An 18,182-nucleotide genomic window follows, 5' to 3' on the forward strand; every position below is an offset into this window, starting at 1 on the left:
GGGGGGACGTTAGAACCGCCGTTGATCAAACAGGTGCTCACCTACTTTTGCTTCACGGGCCGAGACTGTCAGCACAAATGCTTGGGCAGGGTCGGCTTTCTTGGCGTTTGCTTCACGCAAAATATGCGTCAGCTGCGCTGTGTTGTTATCGGCTTTGGCTTGCACGATTTGCATCAAAACAGCTTTTGGATAGACGCCTGGCTCAACACCTGCGGAACGCGCAAGCTGATCTGCGCTGACGACGGTTGTCGCGCCAAGGGATGCGCCCAATCCAAGCACCAGTGCAAGGGCTGCGTTTTTGAATGAGTGACCATTAAGAAGGGTCTGTGAACGTGTCATCGTGAGGTCCTCGTTGTACATTTGTTGGGCCAACTCCGGCACTGTCAGGTGACAGGCGGGGTGGTCTTACGTGTGAACCTGCATCAGCATATGGGCTGCAAAATGCGCCCTGTCAACCTGCGCCACGGCCTTGTGATCCGTGCAGGGCTGCACATCACAGTTTTGTGTGGGAAATGGCGTTAAGGCGCGTTGATTGTGACGAAAAAAGCCTGTGACAGCTTAGCCAAGCAGCTTCATACCGCGTGTTAGCCCCTCGGGGGTCATTGGCACCATTTGGTTTTCGAATATCTCGCGGATCATTCCGATGGATTGGGTATAATCCCAGTAGGCCTCGGGCACAGGGTTGATCCAGAGGTGATCGGCCCATTGCGCGCGCGCGCGGTTGAGCCATGTGTGACCGGCCTCATCGTTCCAATATTCGTTCGCGCCGCCGATATAGGCGATTTCATAGGGGGACATGCTGGCATCGCCGACGAAGATGCATTTGTAGTCGGGGCCATATGTGCGCAGTATTTCAGCCGTTGGAATTTTATCGTCCCACCGACGCGCGTTGTCGCGCCACACGCTTTCGTAAAGACAGTTGTGGAAGTAAAAATGTTCAAGCTGTTTGAATTCGGATTTTGCGGCACTGAACAGCTCTTCGACCACTTTGATATGGGCGTCCATTGATCCACCAACATCAAAGAACAGCAATACTTTTACGGCATTGCGCCGTTCGGGGCGGGTTTTGACATCAAGGTAGCCTGCGGTGGCCGTGGCGTTGACGGTACCGTCCAGATCAAACTCTTCACTGGCGCCATCACGCGCCCACCGTCTTAGCCGTTTGAGGGCGACTTTGATGTTGCGGGTGCCCAATTCGACACTGTCGTCGAGGTTGCGAAACGTGCGCTTATCCCAAACTTTGACTGCACGTTGGTGGCGGCTTTCGTTTTGCCCGATGCGCACACCTTCGGGGTTGTAGCCATGCGCACCAAAAGGCGAGGTGCCCGCAGTGCCGATCCACTTGCTGCCCCCTTGGTGGCGGCCTTTTTGTTCTTCAAGGCGCTTTTTCAGTGTGTCCATCAACGCCTCAAATCCGCCAAGCGCATCAATCTCTGCGCGCTCTTCGGGGCTAAGGTGCTTTTCGGCCATCTTGCGCAGCCATTCGTCAGGGATATCAACTGCGTTTAGGACGTCTTGGGCACTGATCTCATCAAGGCCGGAAAAGCTGGCGGCAAAGGCACGGTCGAACTTGTCCAGATGCCGTTCGTCTTTGACCAAGGTAAGCCGCGCCAGATAGTAAAACCCGTCTGCGTCATATGTGGCAAGACCCGCTGCCATACCGTCTAGAAACGCCAAAAACTCGCGCAGGGTCGCAGGGACCCCGTGGCGTCTTAGGTTTTCGAAAAACGGCAGAAACATCAGCGCGCGGCGAGCGTTCCGCCCACAGTCATGATGATAAATGCAATGACGCCCCACACGAAAAAGTAGTGCACCATGTCTTTGCGCGCACCGCCGCGCAGTTTGGCAATGATCGCGCCAAATATGCCGCCAACGATGAATGCCAAAAGCATAAGAAGGGGGAATGAGATCATCGGGAATTATCCTCCGCTGCGCCAAATCTGTGGAGAGAGCGAGGCGATCTCTTTGAGGCGCGCGCTCACTTCTTTCTCTGTGCCAAACCCGTAGCGCGCCCACCCCAAACTGTCCACCCTGACAAGCTGTGCTGCCGATGCGCGGCCCTGCTGGCTAAGACCTTCAGCCTTTAGCATCATGAGCGTCGCCAAAAGCGCCGCATTTTCAGAGGTTTGTGCGGCGTTTAAGTGACGATCAACCCACGCCACGGCAGCTTCGCCGTCCCCTTGGGTGAGCGAAAACGCGGCCATGTGGACGCCAACATGGGCGCGTTGTAGTGCCGCATCAGGAAGGGTGGCATAGATCGCATCCGCTTGGCGGAAGTGGCTGAATGCACGAGCATTGTCGCTTCCCATGTGCAGCCTGCCTTTGATGAAATGGCCCAAGGCACTGCGGGCATCGGTCCAGCCTTCTGCTTGTGCAATGCGCATGGCCTCATTGATGGACTTGATACGCGCAGGCACGCTGCTGCGCCGCGACAGCGCCGTGGTGACAGCGTCGCTCCATGTGCGCGGCGTTGATGTGCGTTGGCGGTTGCCAATGCCTTGCCCGCGCGGGTTGAGGCGGGCCAGAATAGCGGGCAGTCTTGCGCGTACTTGGGCGGGGCTCATGCCGCTGCGCAATTCGGGCGCGTAGGTCGCACGCAGGATCAGCATGTCAAAACCGGTCAAAACCGTATGAAAGTTGTCATCGTTAAAAGTGCTGTCTGAAAGGCGGTAAAGGTCGTTCAGCGGGCCAAGGCCTTGGGCCACTTCTTCATGCAAACAGTCGCGTATTTCTTGGGGACTGGTGCCTGATGGCAAAAAGACCGCAATGCGCGAACGGGTCTGTAGTTGCGTCCAATCAAGGGCGTCACTGCGGCGCGCCTTTTTATAGGCGTCCCACGTCGCAACGCCCGGCACCACAAAACACGCAGCATTCGGCACAAGGCTTTTCAGTTGGCGGGCAGGGATGATTTCGATGTTGATCTGCGCGTTGTCTGTGTCAGTGCGGCTGATCGGGATGCCAGCCTCATTACGCAGGCGGCGCAGCAATGTCTCAAGATCACGGGTGATGGTGGCGGGCAGATCGTCGCCGGACAGGCGTACCTCAATAGGGCCCTCAAACCGCGTGAAAACCGGCACCGTGCGGCCACTTTCAAGCCGGAACGTCAGGTCCATGAAATCACGCGCAATCTCGCGGTTTGACCGAACTGGGCGGCGCGGGCGCGGCGTGGCAAAGACCTTAACCGCAGGCATATCGACTGCCGCACGGCTGGTGACTGAATTTGTATTGGTCGGGGCACAAGAACTAAGGGCAAACAAGCCCGCAAACACAATTGACCGCATTCAGGTAACGCCCCGCAACATAACAACTACGATGGGCGAAATGGTCTTGGATTGAGGCAATTCTGGGGTGCCCGCGCGATCATGACGCGGCATTTGGACAAAGCTGTCGGCTTTTTGGGGTGGGCCCGCGTGTGACGCTCTGCGCCGTGTTAAATGAAGGTCCGCGCCGCGCACGATGCTTACCGCCGCCCTGTTTGGCTGCGAGCCATAAACGCGAGCCGTTCGAACAAATGCACGTCTTGTTCGTTTTTCAAAAGCGCGCCGTGAATTTTTGGCAGCGCATTGGCACCGTCGCGTTTCAGGTCCTGTGCCGTCAGATCTTCGGCTAAGAGCAGTTTTAGCCAATCCAGCACTTCCGAGGTTGATGGCTTTTTCTTCAGCCCGTCCGTTTCGCGGATTTCATAGAACTGCGTAAGAGCCGCGTTCAGCAAATCACCTTTGATCGTAGGATGGTGCACCGCAATGATCTGTTTCAGCGTCTCGGGGTCTGGAAAGCTAATGTAGTGGAAAAAACAGCGGCGCAAAAACGCGTCTGGCAGCTGTTTTTCGTTGTTTGATGTGATGATGACGATGGGCCGGTGCGTGGCCTGAACGGTTTGGCCGGTCTCATAGACGTGGAACGCCATTTTATCGAGTTCTTGCAGCAGATCATTGGGGAATTCGATGTCTGCTTTGTCGATTTCGTCAATCAACAGCACCACCCGTTCGGGGGCGTCAAAGGCCTCCCAAAGCTTGCCTTTGCGGATGTAATTGCTGACGTCATTTACTTTCGGATCACCCAACTGGCTATCGCGCAGGCGGCTAACTGCATCGTATTCGTAAAGCCCTTGTTGGGCACGGGTGGTGGATTTGATGTTCCACTCGATGATCGGTGTTTTCAGCGCGCGCGCAACTTGAAGGGCCAGCTCCGTTTTACCGGTGCCTGGTTCGCCTTTAACCAAAAGGGGACGCTGCAATGTGACCGCCGCATTTACCGCAACAGTCAGGTCGTCCGTGGCAACATAGCCATCGGTGCCTGTAAATTTCATATCTGCCTCATGTATCGCGCGATTTTCGCGTCGTTGTGGATAACTTATCAGTTTAGTCCATTCAGGCAACAAAAAGGTTGCGCAAACATTCAGATATTAACTTGTTATCAAGGGCTGTGATGCAGTTTTTGCCCGAATTCGACCTTGGCAGGCGGGGGCGTTTGCGCTAGATGGGCACGTGAACCGCTGGCCTTTACATGTATCAGGGTCGCGGCATGATTACTGAGGGAAGCTTTACTATGAAAGCAGAGACCTTTCTGCCAGACGACTATCGTCCCGCCGAGGACGAGCCTTTCATGAATGACCGTCAGCTTGAGTATTTCCGCCGCAAGTTGCTTGCGTGGAAGCACGATCTGCAATCTGACACACGCGACACCATCGAAGGTTTGCAAGATGGCACGCGCAATATTCCCGATGTAGCCGACCGTGCGTCCGAGGAAACAGACCGCGCGCTTGAACTGCGGACACGTGACCGTCAGCGCAAATTGGTCTCCAAAATTGACGCTGCTTTGCGCCGTATCGATGAGGATGAGTTCGGGTATTGCTCTGTTACTGGTGAGCCGATCAGCCTTAAGCGCCTTGATGCGCGCCCGATCGCAACCATGAGCCTTGAGGCGCAGGAGCGTCACGAGCGTCGCGAAAAAGTACACCGCGACGATTAAGGCAAAGCGCCGCCTGATCGGTAATTTATAATGAAAAGGCATCACCGGTAGTTCGGTGGTGCCTTTTTCTTTTGCCGCTTTGCACCTGCACGAAGCGCAGGCTATGACGGGGTGATGAAAAGTGAACTTCAGCACATGCAGATCGATGTCGTTGGCGGCGGCGTAGCGGGGCTTGCCACAGCGCGCGCCGCAGCGATGTGCGGGGCAAACGTGCGCGTGTTTGAGCAAGCACCCGAGATCCGCGAAGTGGGTGCGGGTTTGCAGCTAAGCCCGAACGGCATGCGCGTGATTGATGCGCTTGGGCTTGGCGTGGCACTTCGCGACACATCCCTTGAGGGGCGCGGGGTTGTTTTGCGCAACCAGCGCGGCAAACAAGTGCTGCGCATGGATTTGACCGGCGTCGATGGCACGTTTTTGATGGCCCATCGCGCGGACCTGATCGCGGCTTTATCACATGATTTGGCGGACTTAGGGATTGAGCTTAATCTGAATGCACGAATTGAGGCGGGCAGTGCGCGTCGCACAGAGCGGGCACTCACAGTTGCGGCTGACGGCGCGCGTTCGGGTCTGCGGGCGGCTCTTGGCGGTGATGCCGCGCCGTTTTTCACGGGGCAAGTTGCGTGGCGCGCGATCATTGATGCACATCCTGATGAGCCCGCCGAGGCGCAGGTTTTCATGGGCGCTGGTAGGCATTTGGTGAGCTACCCGCTGAAAGGGGGGCGGCGCAATATCGTGGCCGTGCAAGAGCGCAGCACGTGGGCCGCAGATAGTTGGAGCACGCCTGATGACCCAGAGGCGCTTCGTGCGGCGTTTGCAGACTTCGGCGGCCCCGTGCCAGAATGGCTGTCGCAAGTTGAGAAGGTGCATATCTGGGGGTTGTTTCGGCGGCCTGTTGCGCGGAAATGGTATGGTTCTGTCAATGGTGCATCTGCGGTTCTGGTCGGGGACGCGGCCCATCCAACGCTACCGTTTTTGGCCCAAGGCGCGAACCTTGCGCTGGAAGATGCGTGGTGTTTGCCGGCGGCGTTGGCACAATCTCTATCGGTGGATCAATCTGGCGCAGGGGTGCAGTGCGGTTTGCAATTGTTCCAAGACACCCGCCGTGCCCGTGTTATGCGCGCAATTGAGGTGGCAAATGCTAATGCGCGAAACTATCACATAGAAAACAAAGCGCTACAGGCCGTAGCTCATGCAGTTTTACGAGGTGGTTCCGTCATTGCGCCATCTGCGGCCGCCCGAAAGTTCAATTGGCTCTATGGCTATGACGTGACAGCGGCATTTTAGCCGCTCTGCCAGATAATGACTTGCCTAGATGTCCAGCTCGACCCAAATCGGCACGTGGTCTGAGGGCTTTTCGCGGCCGCGTACATGGGCGTCTACCTGACAATCTGTCAGCAGGTCAGCGGCTTGGGGCGACAGCAAAAAGTGGTCAATCCGGATGCCGTCATTGCGGTTGTAGGCGCCCGCTTGGTAATCCCAAAACGTGTATTGTTCGGGGGCCGCGTTGCGCGCACGAAACGCATCTGTCAGGCCAAGGGCGCACAGTTCGCGAAATTTGGTACGGCTTTCAAGACGGTAAAGCGCATCATCCGCCCACGCCGCAGGGTTAGCGCAGTCTTCGGGTTGCGGGATAATGTTGTAATCACCGGCCATCAAAAACGGCATATCTTGGCGTAACATATTCTTTGCATGGGCAATCTGACGGTCCATCCACGCAAGTTTGTAGTCGTATTTCGGCCCAGGCACCGGATTGCCATTGGGCAGGTACAGCCCGCAGATACGGATCGCCTGCTTGCCAACAACAGTCGCTTCAATCCACCTTGCTTGCTCGTCGGTCTCGTCTCCGGGTAGGCCGCGTTGGATGTCCTCAAGCGGTAGTTTTGACAAGATCGCCACGCCGTTGAACGACTTTTGACCGTGGGTTTCCACGATGTAGCCAAGGTCTTCGATTGGCTCGCGGGGGAATGCCTCATCCACGGATTTGATCTCTTGCAACACGGCCACATCGGGCTGTGCCTCGGATAGCCAATCAAGAAGGGCGGGCAGTCGGGCTTTGATCCCGTTGATGTTGAAGCTTGCGATTTTCATGAGGCACTTGTGCCACGGGCCACGGCGGGCGGAAAGCGCTTTTTGCGCATCTGACGGGCCATATAGCGCGGATTGATCGCTACATTGAAAAGCTGGTGCCACAGCCGCATGAGCTGGTCGCGTTGGGGTTGTTGATGACGAACCGCGCGCCAATCAATTCTTCTTCGAAATCAATTACCGCATCGGCCAAAAACGGCAAAGATACCGGATCAAGCACCACGCTTTCGCCCGCGCCGCTGAGCACCAGATCATCGTCTTTGGGGGTGTCGAGGTCGATCTCGTATTGAAACCCAGAGCATCCGCCGCCCTCAACCGCGATGCGCAGCACTTTACCGTTTGCGGCAGCGCCAATTTCAGCAAGGCGTTCAAACGCGCGGGGCGTGACGGTGGGGGGCAGTGTGAGCATGGCAAAGGCACCTGTTGTGACATCAGACACCTCACCATATAAGACCGCAGGCAGGCATCACAAGAGACGGCAGACACATGACGGCACTTTACGCGTCCACCCCCGGCGATAGCCGCGGCAGGTTGGTCTTTGAACAGGAATACGACTTCCGGTCTCCTTTTCAGCGCGACCGCGACCGCATCATTCACGCCAGCGCATTCCGCCGCCTCAAACACAAAACCCAAGTTTTTGTAGAACACGAAGGAGATGCGTATCGCACGCGGCTGACCCACACGATTGAGGTGGCACAGGTGGCGCGCACGATGGCGGGGGCACTGGGCCTTGATCTTGATCTGACCGAGGCGATCGCGCTGGCCCATGATCTGGGGCACACACCGTTTGGGCACACAGGCGAAGACGCGCTGGACGCTTTGATGCAACCTTACGGCGGGTTCGATCACAACGCGCAGGCGCTTAAAATCGTGACCTCGCTTGAGCGGCACTATGCTGAATTTGACGGGCTAAACCTGACGTGGGAGTGTCTTGAAGGGATTGCAAAGCACAACGGCCCCGTGCCGCAGCCGTGGCCATTTGCGCTGTCGGATTACACCGCGCGTCACGATCTTGAGCTGCACACCCACGCCAGCGCCGAAGCACAGGTTGCGGCCCTGTCGGATGATATTGCCTACAACAATCATGATCTGCACGATGGTCTGCGCGCGGGGCTTTTCACCGATGACGATATTTGTGCGTTGCCGATTGTGGGGGATGCTTACGCTCAGGTGGATGCTGCCTATCCGGGGCTTGCGCCTAAACGGCGTCGTCACGAGGCGCTGCGCCGCGTTTTTGGCGTGATGGTCGCTGATGTGATCAAAACCTCACGCGGGTTGTTGGAGGGGATAACATCTGCCGATCAAGTACGCAGCAACGGCGCCCCTGTGGTGCAGTTTTCTGCCGGTTTGTGGGCGGATTTGAAAGTTATCCGCGCGTTTTTGTTTAAACAGATGTACCGCGCGCCCGAAGTGGTTGAAATGCGCAAACGTGTGACGCGCGTGGTTGAGGGGCTATTCCCGCTCTATATGGCCCGCCCCGAGTTGTTGCCCAAAGAGTGGGCCGAGGACGTGGCCGCCGCGACCCAAGATGTGGAGCGCGCCAGATTGGTGGCCGATTATATCGCGGGTATGACAGACCGTTTTGCCCTGGCCCAAGCCGAGGCGCATTTGGAACTTTAACAAAGCTGTATACGCGGCGTAGCGCGCGATTTGTTGACCCTAGCGTGCAGCGTGGTAAGGGAATGCTAACGCGCCGTGCCGCCTAATTTGCGCCGCTCGCCATTGGTGGGCGCGCCCGAGTGAAGACACCGGAAGATACCCGAAGGAACTGCCCTATGAATTTGTTTGCTGATATTCGCGCCCTTGTTGTGACGTCACTTGAGGGGATGGTGCAGGCAGGTGTTCTGGCCGAGGGCCTGAGTTTCGACAATGTCACCGTAGAGCCGCCCCGTGACGCAAGCCACGGTGATATGGCCACGAATGCCGCCATGGTGCTGGCCAAACCGTCTAAGATGAAGCCGCGTGATATTGCTGATGCACTTGCAGCAGCGTTGCTGAACGATCCACGGATAGAGGCCGCCGACGTGGCGGGCCCCGGGTTTTTGAACCTGCGTTTGTCCAAATCTCTGTGGCAGGGCGTGGTAAAGTCCGCCCTTGTTGATGCGCAGTTTGGTCAAAGCAATCTTGGCGGCGGCAAAAAGATCAACGTAGAATACGTCAGCGCAAACCCAACGGGCCCGCTTCACGTGGGCCACACCCGCGGGGCGGTTTTTGGTGACGCGCTTGCCTCACTTCTGGCGTACGCAGGCTATGACGTGACCCGCGAATACTACATCAATGATGGGGGCGGGCAGGTCGATGTTTTGGCGCGTTCGGTCTATTTGCGCTACCTTGAGGCGCATGGACAGCAGGTCGCCTTTGAGGACGGCACGTACCCCGGTGATTACCTGATTGAAGTGGGCATCGCGCTCAAAGACAAAGTGGGTGACGCCTATGTAGATCAGCCCGAAGAGGTCTGGCTGGCTGAGCTACGACTTTTTGCAACGGATGCGATGATGGCGATGATCCGTGATGATCTGGCCGCTTTGGGTGTCTCCATGGATGTCTTTTTTAGCGAAAAGTCGCTTTATGGCACGGGTCGCATTGAAGACGCGATTGAGGATCTGCGCAGCAAAGGGTTGATCTACACAGGCACCCTTGAGCCGCCCAAAGGCAAGCTGCCAGAAGATTGGGAACCGCGCGAGCAGACCTTGTTCAAATCCACCGACTACGGTGATGATGTGGACCGTCCGGTGCAAAAATCTGATGGGGCATGGACTTATTTCGCCCCTGACATCGCTTATCACTATGACAAGATTACCCGCGGCTTTGATGGCCTGATCGACGTGCTTGGCGCGGATCACGGCGGTTACGTCAAACGGATGAAAGCGGCGGTTTCAGCGTTGTCTGACACGCAAGTCGCCCTTGATATCAAGCTGTGCCAATTGGTGAAGCTGATGAAAAACGGTGAGCCGTTCAAAATGTCCAAACGGGCAGGGACTTTCGTGACCCTTGCGGATGTTGTTGAAATGGTCGGCCCGGACGTGACGCGCTTTGTGATGCTGACGCGCAAAAACGATGCGCCGCTTGATTTTGACATCGACAAAGTGACCGAGCAATCCAAAGACAACCCCGTTTGGTATGTCCAATACGCCAGCGCGCGGGTGCATCAGGTGATGCGCAAAGCCGCCGAGGCGGGCATCGCGGTGGATGACGCCACCCTTGCTGGCGCGGACCTGAGCCTGTTGGATCACGCGGCAGAAATCGCCATGGCTCAAAAGCTTGCAGAGTGGCCCCGTTTGGTCGAAGTGGCCGCGCGCACCCATGAGCCGCACCGCGTCGCGTTCTATCTGTATGACTTGGCCAGCGAGATGCACAGCCTCTACAACCGTGGCAATGATGACCACTCATTGCGCTTTATCCAAGACGATGCTGCAGTGTCACAGGCGAAAATTGCGCTGATTAGGGCTGTTTGTGTTGTTATTTCTCACGGTTTAGGTATTCTAGGCGTAACTCCTGCGACCGAGATGCGCTGATCTAACAAGCCGCACCGTCCGCTAATTGCCCATTTGGGTGAGGGGGTTTGAGGCAAGTTTAGAGACCCGAATGACCCATAAAACAAGGGCGACGGGCAGTGAGGCAACATGTTTGAACAATCCCATTCCGTGGGTGCTGGGCCGGCTTTGCGTGGGCGTGATGCTTATGCTGGGCAGCAGCACTATTATGGTGAAACTGGCTACGGTGAGACCGGTTCTGGCGCGGGAAGCGCCTCCTCAAAACCCCATTTGATCGTAAACGCGGCAGGTGCGCTGACTTCGATCGCCTTGGTGATTGGCGTCGCAGTCTGGAGCTATAATCTGATTTCGCGCGACGTCAGCGGTGTTCCCGTGGTCAAAGCCCTCGAAGGTCCGATGCGCATCCAGCCTGAAAAACCCGGCGGCACCCCTGCGGCACACCAAGGGTTGGCCGTGAATGAGATCGCTGCATTGGGATCGGCTCCTGCGGCCCCTGACCAGTTGATGCTTGCGCCTGCGCCTGTAGAAATTACGGCTGATGATGTTGCGGGCGTTTTCGTGCCTACGTCCAACGGTGCTGCTGCAAAAGCGCCTGTGACGGCAGCGCCTGAAACAAACGATGTGACTGCGAACAATGAGACGGACAGCAGTTTGTCCCTCAGTAATGTTCAGCAAGTCAGTGCGGTGGCCCGAAATACGCCAGCAACCAAAGCCGCTCTGGATGAGCTGGTTGCCTCAATCGCTGCAAACACACCCAGCCTGACACCCGTGGCACCAGCGCCCAAAGTGACTGTCGTAAAGGGCGGCATTGGCACCTCTTTGCGCCCAAAAGCCCGCGTAATGCGCGGCAACGTCATTCAGGCCTCGGCCCCTGCAAATATCACATCAACAGGTGTTGAGGTTGACCCTGCGTCTGTGCCGTTGGGCACGCCTTTGGTCCAACTTGGCGCATTCGACAGCGCAGAAGTGGCGCGGGGCGAGTGGAACCGCTTGGCGAAAACTTTTGACGGCTATCTGGCCACGAAAAAACGCGTCATTGAGCGGGCTGAGAAGAACGGAAAAACCTTCTACCGCTTGCGCGCGTTGGGGTTTGATCAATTGGCAGACGCACAGCGTTTTTGTTCCGCACTTGAAGCTGAAAACGCGCGGTGTTTGTCGATTGTTAAGCGCTGATAGCAAGGCCGTTAATCCTGTGCCGTTTCACGGTGTGGGGGCTGTTTGATGTCACAGGGCTTAATATCGCATGGCGCGTTTACCCTTGGTTGCTCAGGCACTGAGCTTACTCAGGCTGAGGCGCGGTTTTTTCGTGAAGCGGACCCTTGGGGCTTTATCCTATTTGCGCGCAATGTTGAAACGCCGCAGCAGTTGCAACGCCTAACCGCGGAGCTGCGCGAGGCGGTCGGGCGCGACGCGATCATCACTGTTGATCAAGAAGGTGGCCGCGTTCAGCGGTTAACGGCGCCCCAGTGGCGACAGTGGCTGCCCCCGTTGGATCAATCTGCGCAAGTTGCGGAAAATGGCAAAGACGCAGCCCGCGCGATGTATCTGCGCTACCGCATCATTGCTGCTGAATTGCGTGCCTCAGGCCTTGATAGCAATTGCGCGCCCATGGTCGATATCGCAACGGCCCAGACCCATCCGTTTTTGCGCAATCGTTGCTACGGCGAAAACTTGCAAACTGTGGTCGCCTTGGCCCAAGCGGCAGCTGCGGGGCTGTCGGACGGTGGGGTTGTTCCTGTGGCCAAGCACATGCCGGGCCACGGCCGCGCAACTGTCGACAGCCACAAGGCGCTGCCGCGGGTAACTGAAACAGCACAGGTGCTGCGGCGCGAAGATTTCGCCGCTTTTGCCGCCGTGGGGGATTTGCCCATGGCGATGACCGCACATATCGTGTTTGAGGCGTTTGACGAGGCACCAGCCACGACCAGTCCTGTGATGCAAAAGATCATTCGCGATGAAATCGGGTTTGGCGGTCTGCTCATGACCGATGATATCAGCATGCAGGCGCTTAGTGGCACGGTGGCCGCGCGCGCGCGGGCCTCGCTTGATGCGGGCTGCGATGTTGTTTTGCATTGCAACGGTGATCTGGCCGAAATGACAGATGTAGCCGCGGCAAGCGGTTTAATGACCGACAAAGCAGCGCTTCGCGCCACAAATGTCGTTGAAAGCCGCCGCACGCCTGATGAGGTTGACATCGCGGCCCTTGAGGCCGAATTTAACGCACTGTTAACGTCCTAAGCTGCCTGAGGGCAGTGCCCGACCAAAAAGGCCTCTTGCGTGTCTGCCGAAAACCCCGCCCAAAACGATTTTGAATTTGACGCCGAGCGCGTGGCCGACCGCGTTGCGGCCGAGGCGCTTATTGTTGATGTGGACGGCTTTGAAGGGCCGCTTGATTTGTTGCTGACCTTGTCGCGCACCCAAAAAGTTGACCTGCGTAAAATTTCGGTGCTGGAACTGGCCCGCCAATATCTGGCGTTCATCGACAAAGCCAAGGAACTGCGTCTTGAACTGGCGGCGGATTATCTTGTGATGGCGGCGTGGTTGGCGTTTTTGAAATCACGCTTGTTGCTTCCGCCTGATCCCGCGCAAGAGGGCCCTTCAGGCGAGGAGCTTGCCGCGCATTTGGCGTTTCAGCTTGAGCGTTTGGCCGCCATGCGGGACGCTGCGGCAAAACTGATGGCGCGCGACCAAAAGGGCCGTGATTTCTTTGTGCGCGGCATTCCCGAAGATGTCACCCGCGTGCGCAAAGTGATTTATTCCGCCACATTGATGGACCTGATGCAGGGCTACGCGCGCACCCGCACCAAAGATGAATTCCGCCCCTTTGTGATGGACCGTGAAGCCACTATGACCCTTGAGCAAGCTCTGGAGCGGATGCGCGGGCTGATTGGGTACGCAGGCGAGTGGACGGATTTGACAAGTTACCTGCCCGAAGGGTGGGAAATGGATCCCAAAAAGCGCCGCTCTGCCACGGCGGCCAATTTTGCAGCAACCCTTGAGTTGGCCAAAGCGGGTAAGATTGAGATACGACAGGGCGAGATTTTCTCTGCCATTCAGATCAGGAAACGTGACCATGACGGATGATGTGAACGCCGCTGACCAGCCTGAAAAAGATCAGGTCGATGCGCCAACTGAGACGCAGGACGAAAGCCTGTTTGATGCCCCGCCAATGGCAGAACAGGAACGGATGGTTGAGGCGATTTTATTTGCGACTGCCGAGCCGTTGAGCCTGAAAGATATCGCCTCGCGCCTGCCGATGGGATGTGAGCCGCAAACGGCACTGGTGCATTTGGGCAAACGCTACGACGGGCGGGGCGTGAACCTTGTGCGCGTGGGCGAGGCATGGGCGCTGCGCACGGCGCCAGACCTTGGGTTCTTGATGCAACGCGAAACCATTGAGCACCGCAAACTGTCACGCGCGGCTATCGAGACCCTTGCGATCATTGCATATCATCAACCAATTACGCGCGCCGAGATTGAAGAAATTCGCGGTGTCGCCGTAAGCCGCGGCACGGTGGATCAGTTGCTTGAGATGGATTGGATCCGCTTTGGCCGCCGCCGTATGACGCCAGGCAGACCTGTAACATTTGTGGTCACGCAGGAGTTTCTGGACCACTTCGGCTTGGAAACCGCCCGTGATTTGCCGGGCCTGAAAGAGCTTCGTTCGGCTGGGTTGTTGGACAATCGCCCACCGCCCACGGATATGCCGGGGCCCGGTGAGGCCGAAGACGAAAGCCAAGACGACGAAGAGCAAACGGAGCTGTTTGAGGAATAGGTCCATGTCATTAGGGTCGAAATTTCGCCGTATTGCTCCTATATCGATTTTACGTAACGAGTTTGGAGTGATGGCATGAACCAGATTGTGAACATGGTAATGCGCATGGTGATGCGGCGCGTGATCGGCAAAGGTATAAGTGCGGGTATGAACGCGCTGAGCAAAGGCAAAAGCGCACCGCGCGGGGCAGGCCGTTCTGCGCCGCCGCCCACATCCAAAGACCGCGAGAAATACTAGGGCCGGTTTGCGGATTTACCCTGTGGGACTTGGATATTTTTGAACAAAAGAAGTGCTGTGCCGCGCCAAGTTCAAGGCGTTTTGAAGTGCTTTGACAGCTTCAACCCTTGGCCCTGATAGTTGCTGGCGATCCCAGTGCCGTAAAGCTGATCTGGGACATCTGCCATGCGTTCATAGACCAAACGCCCCACAACTTGACCGTGTTCCAGCACAAATGGTGCCTCATGGCAGCGCACTTCAAGAACGCCGCGCGAGCCTTGTCCACCTGCGTTTGCATGGCCAAACCCGGGATCGAAAAAGCCTGCGTAGTGTACGCGGAATTCGCCGACCATGGCCAGATAGGGTGCCATTTCGGCAGCGCAATCAGGCGGAATGGTGACGGCCTCACGGCTTACCAGAATGTAGAAAGCACCGGGATCAAGGATAATCCGTTCGTCCGTGGTGTAGATCGGCTCCCAATAATCGGCGGGCGGATAGTGCGCGATTTTATCAAGATCAATGACACCCGTATGAGGTTTTGCACGGTAGCCAACCAGACCTGTTGCAGTTGGTTTCAGATCAACCGAAAAGCCCAGACCGTTGTCGATATGGGCAGGGCCGTCCACAATGGGATCTTCTGCGTGCAGCTGTTTCAGCTCAATATCAGATAGGACCGAGGGCATTGCATCGCGGAAACGGATTTGGTTAAGCCGCTGTCCCGGGCGCACCAAAACGCTGAAGGAACGTGGACAGATTTCTGCATAAAGCGGTCCTGAGTAGCCCGCCGCAATGCGGTCGAACTCAACACCGCCATCTGTGATTGTGCGCGTCAGAAGATCAAGGCGGCCCGTGGATGATTTGGCGTTGGCCACAGCGGTGATGCCCGCGGGCAGATCAAGCGCCTCCATCAAGGGGACCACATATACCGCGCCTTTTTCAAGAACAGCACCGTCGGTCAGATCAATGCGGTGCATCTCAAACTCGGCCAGCCGGTCAGCAACTGTGTTGCCTTCACCGGCCAAAAACGAGGCGCGAACACGGTAGGCAACAGTACCAAGACGCAAATCAAGGCTGGCTGGTTGCAGTTGGGCGGGCAGAATCTCGGGCGATCCGATAAGCGCTTTGTCTTTGATCAGCTGTTCGATGTTTTGGCTGGCTAGAACGCCCATAGTATTGATCCTTATACACAAAACGCCCGCGCGACGGATCGCACAGGCGTTTTAATGTGGGTTGTTTTGGTCGGGCTAGCAGGACTCGAACCTGCGACCTTCCGTCCCCCAGACGGACGCGCTACCAGGCTGCGCCATAGCCCGCTCACAGGGTCTATAGCGTCAAGAATGGGGCGGACACAAGCGTCATTTGCACGAATATTGGCAAAGCACGGGCACGGGTTCGTCAGGGGCATGTGACTGGTCATGAACCTACTTGGCCGCATCCATTTTCGCGGCAAGGGCGGCGAGACGGTCATGAAGGGGGCGTATGGATTGGGCTTTGCCACGCAAAGCGTTAGGTGATGTTTGGGCAATGAGCCCGCCAATTGTTGGTCCTTGCGCAAGCTCGGTGTCCGTTGGATCCGCAGGCGTCTGAACTGGCGTGATTTGTGCTTTTGCAGGCTCGTTTGGTGTTTGCGCATCAAGCGAAGCGGCCGCAGGAAAGCTGACGATGTCAGCCTCGGGGGTAGGGGTTTCGTCGATAACAGGCACATCAATCGCAGCGGGCGCCTCGGTCGTGGGGGCTGGCTTTGGTTCAGCCTGAGGCGGAGCGTCCGCTGCGTCATTAGGCCCAACCTGATTATCGGTTGGCTCATCGGGGAAGAACGACGCTTGTAGTCCAGCAGGGGTGTCTTCCACGCGGAAATCATTCGGTTGCTCTGCCGCGGGCTCTATTTCTTGGGGTGCCTCAGCGGGTGTGGGGTCTGGTGCGTGCGGGGGTGTAGATGTGCTTGCTTGGGGGGCGGCAATCGCCTCGCCTTGCTCAAATGGGAGCGGGCGGGAGTGTTCGGAAATGGTATTGGCGCCGCTCTCGGACATCATCTTTTGAACGCCCTTGATGGTCATCCCGTCATCATGCAGCAATTTACGTACGCCGCCCAACACACGCATATCTGCGGGGCGATAATACCGGCGTCCGCCTGCGCGCTTTACGGGCTTTACGGCCGCAAATTTACTCTCCCAATAGCGCAGCACGTGAGGGGCCACGTCAAGCCACTCAGCCACTTCCGAGATTGTGCGAAATGCGTCTTTGGTTTTGGCCATCGGGCCGACCCCTTAGGATTTGTTGCCGTCTGCGACACGCGCTTTCATCAGATGCGAGGGGCGGAACGTCAAAACACGGCGGGGCGGAATAGCGGCAGCCTCGCCTGTTTTGGGATTACGGCCTTCACGGGCGGCTTTTTCGCGGACGGAAAATGTACCAAACGAGCTGATTTTCACTTGCTCGCCACGCACTAATGCGTCGGACATTTCATCGAGTACGGTTTCGACAAGGCCTGCGCTTTCGTTACGTGAAAGACCAACCTCGCGGAACACAGCCTCAGATAGATCCATGCGCGTAAGTGTTTTATCGACCATTTATACGTCCCCCAGACTTATGAGAGCGACTTTGACCCATGGTAATTTGTGAGTCAATAACAACAGCTTAGAACAGGCAGCTGAGGCGCTTTACCAGCGCAATACAACTGACCCCCACGCCAAACCACCGCCAATGGCCTCTGTGACCAGCAAATCACCCGCTTTGATCTGACCGCGCTCAACGCCCACAGATAGCGCCAGCGGGATAGATGCGGCTGATGTGTTGCCGTGATCAGGCACTGTTACCACAACACGCTCCATGGGGAGGCCCATCTTGGTGGCGGTGGCTTTGATGATGCGTAAATTGGCTTGGTGGGGCACAACCCACGCGACGTCATCTGCGGTTACGTCGCATTTCGCCATAGCGGTGTGTGCGGTGGCGGCCAGTTTTTCAACGGCGTGGCGGAAGACTTCCTTGCCTTCCATGCGCAGCTTGCCCGCGTCGGGCGCATTAACACCGCCGTCTACGTAAAGGATGTCGCGGTAGCTGCCGTCGCTGTTCAGGTCCGTGGCCAGAATACCGCGGTCGGCTTTGGTGCCATCCCCTGTGCTGCGCTCAATGATCAGCGCACCTGCGCCGTCGCCGAACAGCACACAGGTGCCACGGTCGGTCCAATCCATAATGCGACTGAATGTTTCCGCGCCGATCACCAATACACGTTCCGCTTGCCCAGAAATCACCAGCGCGTTGGCATTGGCCAGTGCAAAGACAAAACCCGCACAGACCGCTTGGATGTCAAACGCAAAGCCGCTTTTCATGCCCAGTTCGGCCTGAACCATGGTGGCGGCAGACGGGAAAGTCAGGTCAGGCGTAGATGTGGCGACGATCAGCGCGTCAATGTCGCTTGCTTCAAGGCCTGCCATTTTAAGGGCATTCTGCGCAGCAGCAGCAGCCATTTGCGAGGTCGTCTCACCCTCAGCGGCAAAATGACGGCGCTCAATGCCGGAGCGTGCTTTGATCCACTCGTCTGTGGTGTCTAGCGTTTTCTCGAACTCAGAGTTTGGAACAACGCGGGTCGGCAGGTAATGACCAACCCCTCGAACAACAGCACGGACAGTGTCTTGGGTCAT

The 18,182-nt window shown here is 57.0% G+C and carries 20 protein-coding genes and 1 tRNA gene; 9 read left to right on the forward strand and 12 right to left on the reverse strand.

What is annotated here, in order from left to right; translation table 11 throughout:
- Positions 1-9: 9 nt before the first annotated feature.
- The 5 genes from NIG5292_RS00395 to NIG5292_RS00410 all read right to left on the reverse strand — a co-directional run bounded on the left by NIG5292_RS00395 (position 10) and on the right by NIG5292_RS00410 (position 4,309).
- Positions 10-339, reverse strand: coding sequence for a hypothetical protein (locus NIG5292_RS00395; protein WP_048597368.1), 330 nt, complete (start codon positions 337-339; stop codon positions 10-12).
- Positions 340-558: 219 nt separating this feature from the next.
- Positions 559-1,740, reverse strand: coding sequence for a vWA domain-containing protein (locus tag NIG5292_RS00400; protein ID WP_048597369.1), 1,182 nt, complete (start codon positions 1,738-1,740; stop codon positions 559-561).
- Entirely contained in the window at positions 1,740-1,913 is a 174-nt protein-coding gene (locus tag NIG5292_RS14900; RefSeq protein WP_158441636.1) for a hypothetical protein, read from the reverse strand. Before NIG5292_RS14900 ends, NIG5292_RS00400 begins: the two co-directional genes overlap by 1 nt.
- A gap of 6 nt (positions 1,914-1,919) precedes the next feature.
- Positions 1,920-3,281, reverse strand: a complete 1,362-nt coding sequence (locus NIG5292_RS00405) for a DUF2927 domain-containing protein (protein WP_048597370.1) — start codon at positions 3,279-3,281, stop codon at positions 1,920-1,922.
- Positions 3,282-3,460: 179 nt separating this feature from the next.
- On the reverse strand, positions 3,461-4,309 hold the full coding sequence (locus tag NIG5292_RS00410) for an AAA family ATPase (RefSeq protein WP_048597371.1): 849 nt from the start codon (positions 4,307-4,309) through the stop codon (positions 3,461-3,463).
- Between the two features lie 239 nt (positions 4,310-4,548).
- On the opposite strand from NIG5292_RS00410, the gene dksA reads away from it, so the two are divergent.
- Together dksA and NIG5292_RS00420 are read left to right on the forward strand one after the other, a co-directional pair.
- Positions 4,549-4,971 carry an RNA polymerase-binding protein DksA gene (gene dksA, locus NIG5292_RS00415; RefSeq protein ID WP_048597372.1) on the forward strand — a complete coding sequence of 141 codons (423 nt, stop codon included), beginning with the start codon at positions 4,549-4,551 and terminating at the stop codon, positions 4,969-4,971.
- A 114-nt stretch (positions 4,972-5,085) separates the two neighbouring features.
- The gene (locus NIG5292_RS00420; protein ID WP_048597373.1) at positions 5,086-6,255 is read left to right on the forward strand and encodes an FAD-dependent monooxygenase; all 1,170 of its coding nucleotides are present in this window, start codon (positions 5,086-5,088) and stop codon (positions 6,253-6,255) included.
- Between the two features lie 24 nt (positions 6,256-6,279).
- On the opposite strand, the gene xth is transcribed toward NIG5292_RS00420, so the two are convergent.
- The gene (xth, locus tag NIG5292_RS00425; RefSeq protein ID WP_048597706.1) at positions 6,280-7,059 is read right to left on the reverse strand and encodes an exodeoxyribonuclease III; all 780 of its coding nucleotides are present in this window, start codon (positions 7,057-7,059) and stop codon (positions 6,280-6,282) included.
- 79 nt (positions 7,060-7,138) lie between these two features.
- Complete coding sequence (locus NIG5292_RS00430; protein WP_048597707.1) at positions 7,139-7,465, reverse strand: HesB/IscA family protein; 327 nt, start codon at positions 7,463-7,465, stop codon at positions 7,139-7,141.
- Positions 7,466-7,542: 77 nt separating this feature from the next.
- On the opposite strand from NIG5292_RS00430, the gene NIG5292_RS00435 reads away from it, so the two are divergent.
- From NIG5292_RS00435 to NIG5292_RS15010, 7 genes are all read left to right on the forward strand, one after another.
- A complete protein-coding gene (locus tag NIG5292_RS00435; RefSeq protein WP_048597374.1) occupies positions 7,543-8,676 on the forward strand; it encodes a deoxyguanosinetriphosphate triphosphohydrolase in 1,134 nt (377 codons plus the stop codon).
- A gap of 155 nt (positions 8,677-8,831) precedes the next feature.
- On the forward strand, positions 8,832-10,571 hold the full coding sequence (gene argS / locus NIG5292_RS00440) for an arginine--tRNA ligase (protein WP_048597375.1): 1,740 nt from the start codon (positions 8,832-8,834) through the stop codon (positions 10,569-10,571).
- Positions 10,572-10,679: 108 nt separating this feature from the next.
- Positions 10,680-11,723, forward strand: a complete 1,044-nt coding sequence (locus NIG5292_RS00445) for an SPOR domain-containing protein (RefSeq protein WP_048597376.1) — start codon at positions 10,680-10,682, stop codon at positions 11,721-11,723.
- A gap of 48 nt (positions 11,724-11,771) precedes the next feature.
- Positions 11,772-12,788: a beta-N-acetylhexosaminidase gene (gene nagZ, locus NIG5292_RS00450; RefSeq protein WP_048597377.1), complete on the forward strand. Its 1,017-nt coding sequence runs from the start codon at positions 11,772-11,774 to the stop codon at positions 12,786-12,788.
- Positions 12,789-12,827: 39 nt separating this feature from the next.
- Positions 12,828-13,634 (forward strand): segregation and condensation protein A, encoded by an 807-nt coding sequence (locus NIG5292_RS00455; RefSeq protein ID WP_048597378.1) that lies wholly within the window; start codon positions 12,828-12,830, stop codon positions 13,632-13,634.
- Positions 13,624-14,325 (forward strand): SMC-Scp complex subunit ScpB, encoded by a 702-nt coding sequence (scpB, locus tag NIG5292_RS00460; protein ID WP_048597379.1) that lies wholly within the window; start codon positions 13,624-13,626, stop codon positions 14,323-14,325. The genes NIG5292_RS00455 and scpB overlap by 11 nt, the downstream gene beginning before the upstream one ends.
- A gap of 75 nt (positions 14,326-14,400) precedes the next feature.
- Positions 14,401-14,562, forward strand: a complete 162-nt coding sequence (locus tag NIG5292_RS15010) for a hypothetical protein (protein ID WP_177193415.1) — start codon at positions 14,401-14,403, stop codon at positions 14,560-14,562.
- Between the two features lie 71 nt (positions 14,563-14,633).
- On the opposite strand, the gene NIG5292_RS00465 is transcribed toward NIG5292_RS15010, so the two are convergent.
- The 5 genes from NIG5292_RS00465 to NIG5292_RS00485 form a co-directional block, all read right to left on the reverse strand.
- Positions 14,634-15,710, reverse strand: coding sequence for a 2'-deoxycytidine 5'-triphosphate deaminase (locus NIG5292_RS00465; protein WP_048597380.1), 1,077 nt, complete (start codon positions 15,708-15,710; stop codon positions 14,634-14,636).
- Positions 15,711-15,777: 67 nt separating this feature from the next.
- Positions 15,778-15,854, reverse strand: a tRNA-Pro gene (locus NIG5292_RS00470).
- A gap of 108 nt (positions 15,855-15,962) precedes the next feature.
- Entirely contained in the window at positions 15,963-16,796 is an 834-nt protein-coding gene (locus tag NIG5292_RS14530; protein WP_082136579.1) for a MerR family transcriptional regulator, read from the reverse strand.
- A 12-nt stretch (positions 16,797-16,808) separates the two neighbouring features.
- Positions 16,809-17,111, reverse strand: coding sequence for an integration host factor subunit alpha (ihfA, locus tag NIG5292_RS00480; RefSeq protein ID WP_048597381.1), 303 nt, complete (start codon positions 17,109-17,111; stop codon positions 16,809-16,811).
- 90 nt (positions 17,112-17,201) lie between these two features.
- Complete coding sequence (locus NIG5292_RS00485) at positions 17,202-18,182, reverse strand: beta-ketoacyl-ACP synthase III (protein ID WP_048597382.1); 981 nt, start codon at positions 18,180-18,182, stop codon at positions 17,202-17,204.

This window comes from Nereida ignava, from assembly GCF_001049735.1.
Classification (GTDB): Bacteria; Pseudomonadota; Alphaproteobacteria; order Rhodobacterales; family Rhodobacteraceae; genus Nereida; species Nereida ignava.

Coding starts and splice junctions, on each gene's coding strand:
- argS (WP_048597375.1), top strand. CDS start 8,832: ATGAATTTGTTTGCTGATATTCGCGCCCTTGTTGTGACGTCACTTGAG.
- nagZ (WP_048597377.1), top strand. CDS start 11,772: ATGTCACAGGGCTTAATATCGCATGGCGCGTTTACCCTTGGTTGCTCA.
- scpB (WP_048597379.1), top strand. CDS start 13,624: ATGACGGATGATGTGAACGCCGCTGACCAGCCTGAAAAAGATCAGGTC.
- NIG5292_RS00395 (WP_048597368.1), bottom strand. CDS start 339: ATGACACGTTCACAGACCCTTCTTAATGGTCACTCATTCAAAAACGCA.
- NIG5292_RS00405 (WP_048597370.1), bottom strand. CDS start 3,281: ATGCGGTCAATTGTGTTTGCGGGCTTGTTTGCCCTTAGTTCTTGTGCC.
- ihfA (WP_048597381.1), bottom strand. CDS start 17,111: ATGGTCGATAAAACACTTACGCGCATGGATCTATCTGAGGCTGTGTTC.
- NIG5292_RS15010 (WP_177193415.1), top strand. CDS start 14,401: ATGAACCAGATTGTGAACATGGTAATGCGCATGGTGATGCGGCGCGTG.
- NIG5292_RS00410 (WP_048597371.1), bottom strand. CDS start 4,309: ATGAAATTTACAGGCACCGATGGCTATGTTGCCACGGACGACCTGACT.
- NIG5292_RS00435 (WP_048597374.1), top strand. CDS start 7,543: ATGACGGCACTTTACGCGTCCACCCCCGGCGATAGCCGCGGCAGGTTG.
- NIG5292_RS14900 (WP_158441636.1), bottom strand. CDS start 1,913: ATGATCTCATTCCCCCTTCTTATGCTTTTGGCATTCATCGTTGGCGGC.
- xth (WP_048597706.1), bottom strand. CDS start 7,059: ATGAAAATCGCAAGCTTCAACATCAACGGGATCAAAGCCCGACTGCCC.
- NIG5292_RS00430 (WP_048597707.1), bottom strand. CDS start 7,465: ATGCTCACACTGCCCCCCACCGTCACGCCCCGCGCGTTTGAACGCCTT.
- NIG5292_RS00465 (WP_048597380.1), bottom strand. CDS start 15,710: ATGGGCGTTCTAGCCAGCCAAAACATCGAACAGCTGATCAAAGACAAA.
- NIG5292_RS00400 (WP_048597369.1), bottom strand. CDS start 1,740: ATGTTTCTGCCGTTTTTCGAAAACCTAAGACGCCACGGGGTCCCTGCG.
- NIG5292_RS14530 (WP_082136579.1), bottom strand. CDS start 16,796: ATGGCCAAAACCAAAGACGCATTTCGCACAATCTCGGAAGTGGCTGAG.
- dksA (WP_048597372.1), top strand. CDS start 4,549: ATGAAAGCAGAGACCTTTCTGCCAGACGACTATCGTCCCGCCGAGGAC.
- NIG5292_RS00420 (WP_048597373.1), top strand. CDS start 5,086: ATGAAAAGTGAACTTCAGCACATGCAGATCGATGTCGTTGGCGGCGGC.
- NIG5292_RS00485 (WP_048597382.1), bottom strand. CDS start 18,182: ATGACCCAAGACACTGTCCGTGCTGTTGTTCGAGGGGTTGGTCATTAC.
- NIG5292_RS00445 (WP_048597376.1), top strand. CDS start 10,680: ATGTTTGAACAATCCCATTCCGTGGGTGCTGGGCCGGCTTTGCGTGGG.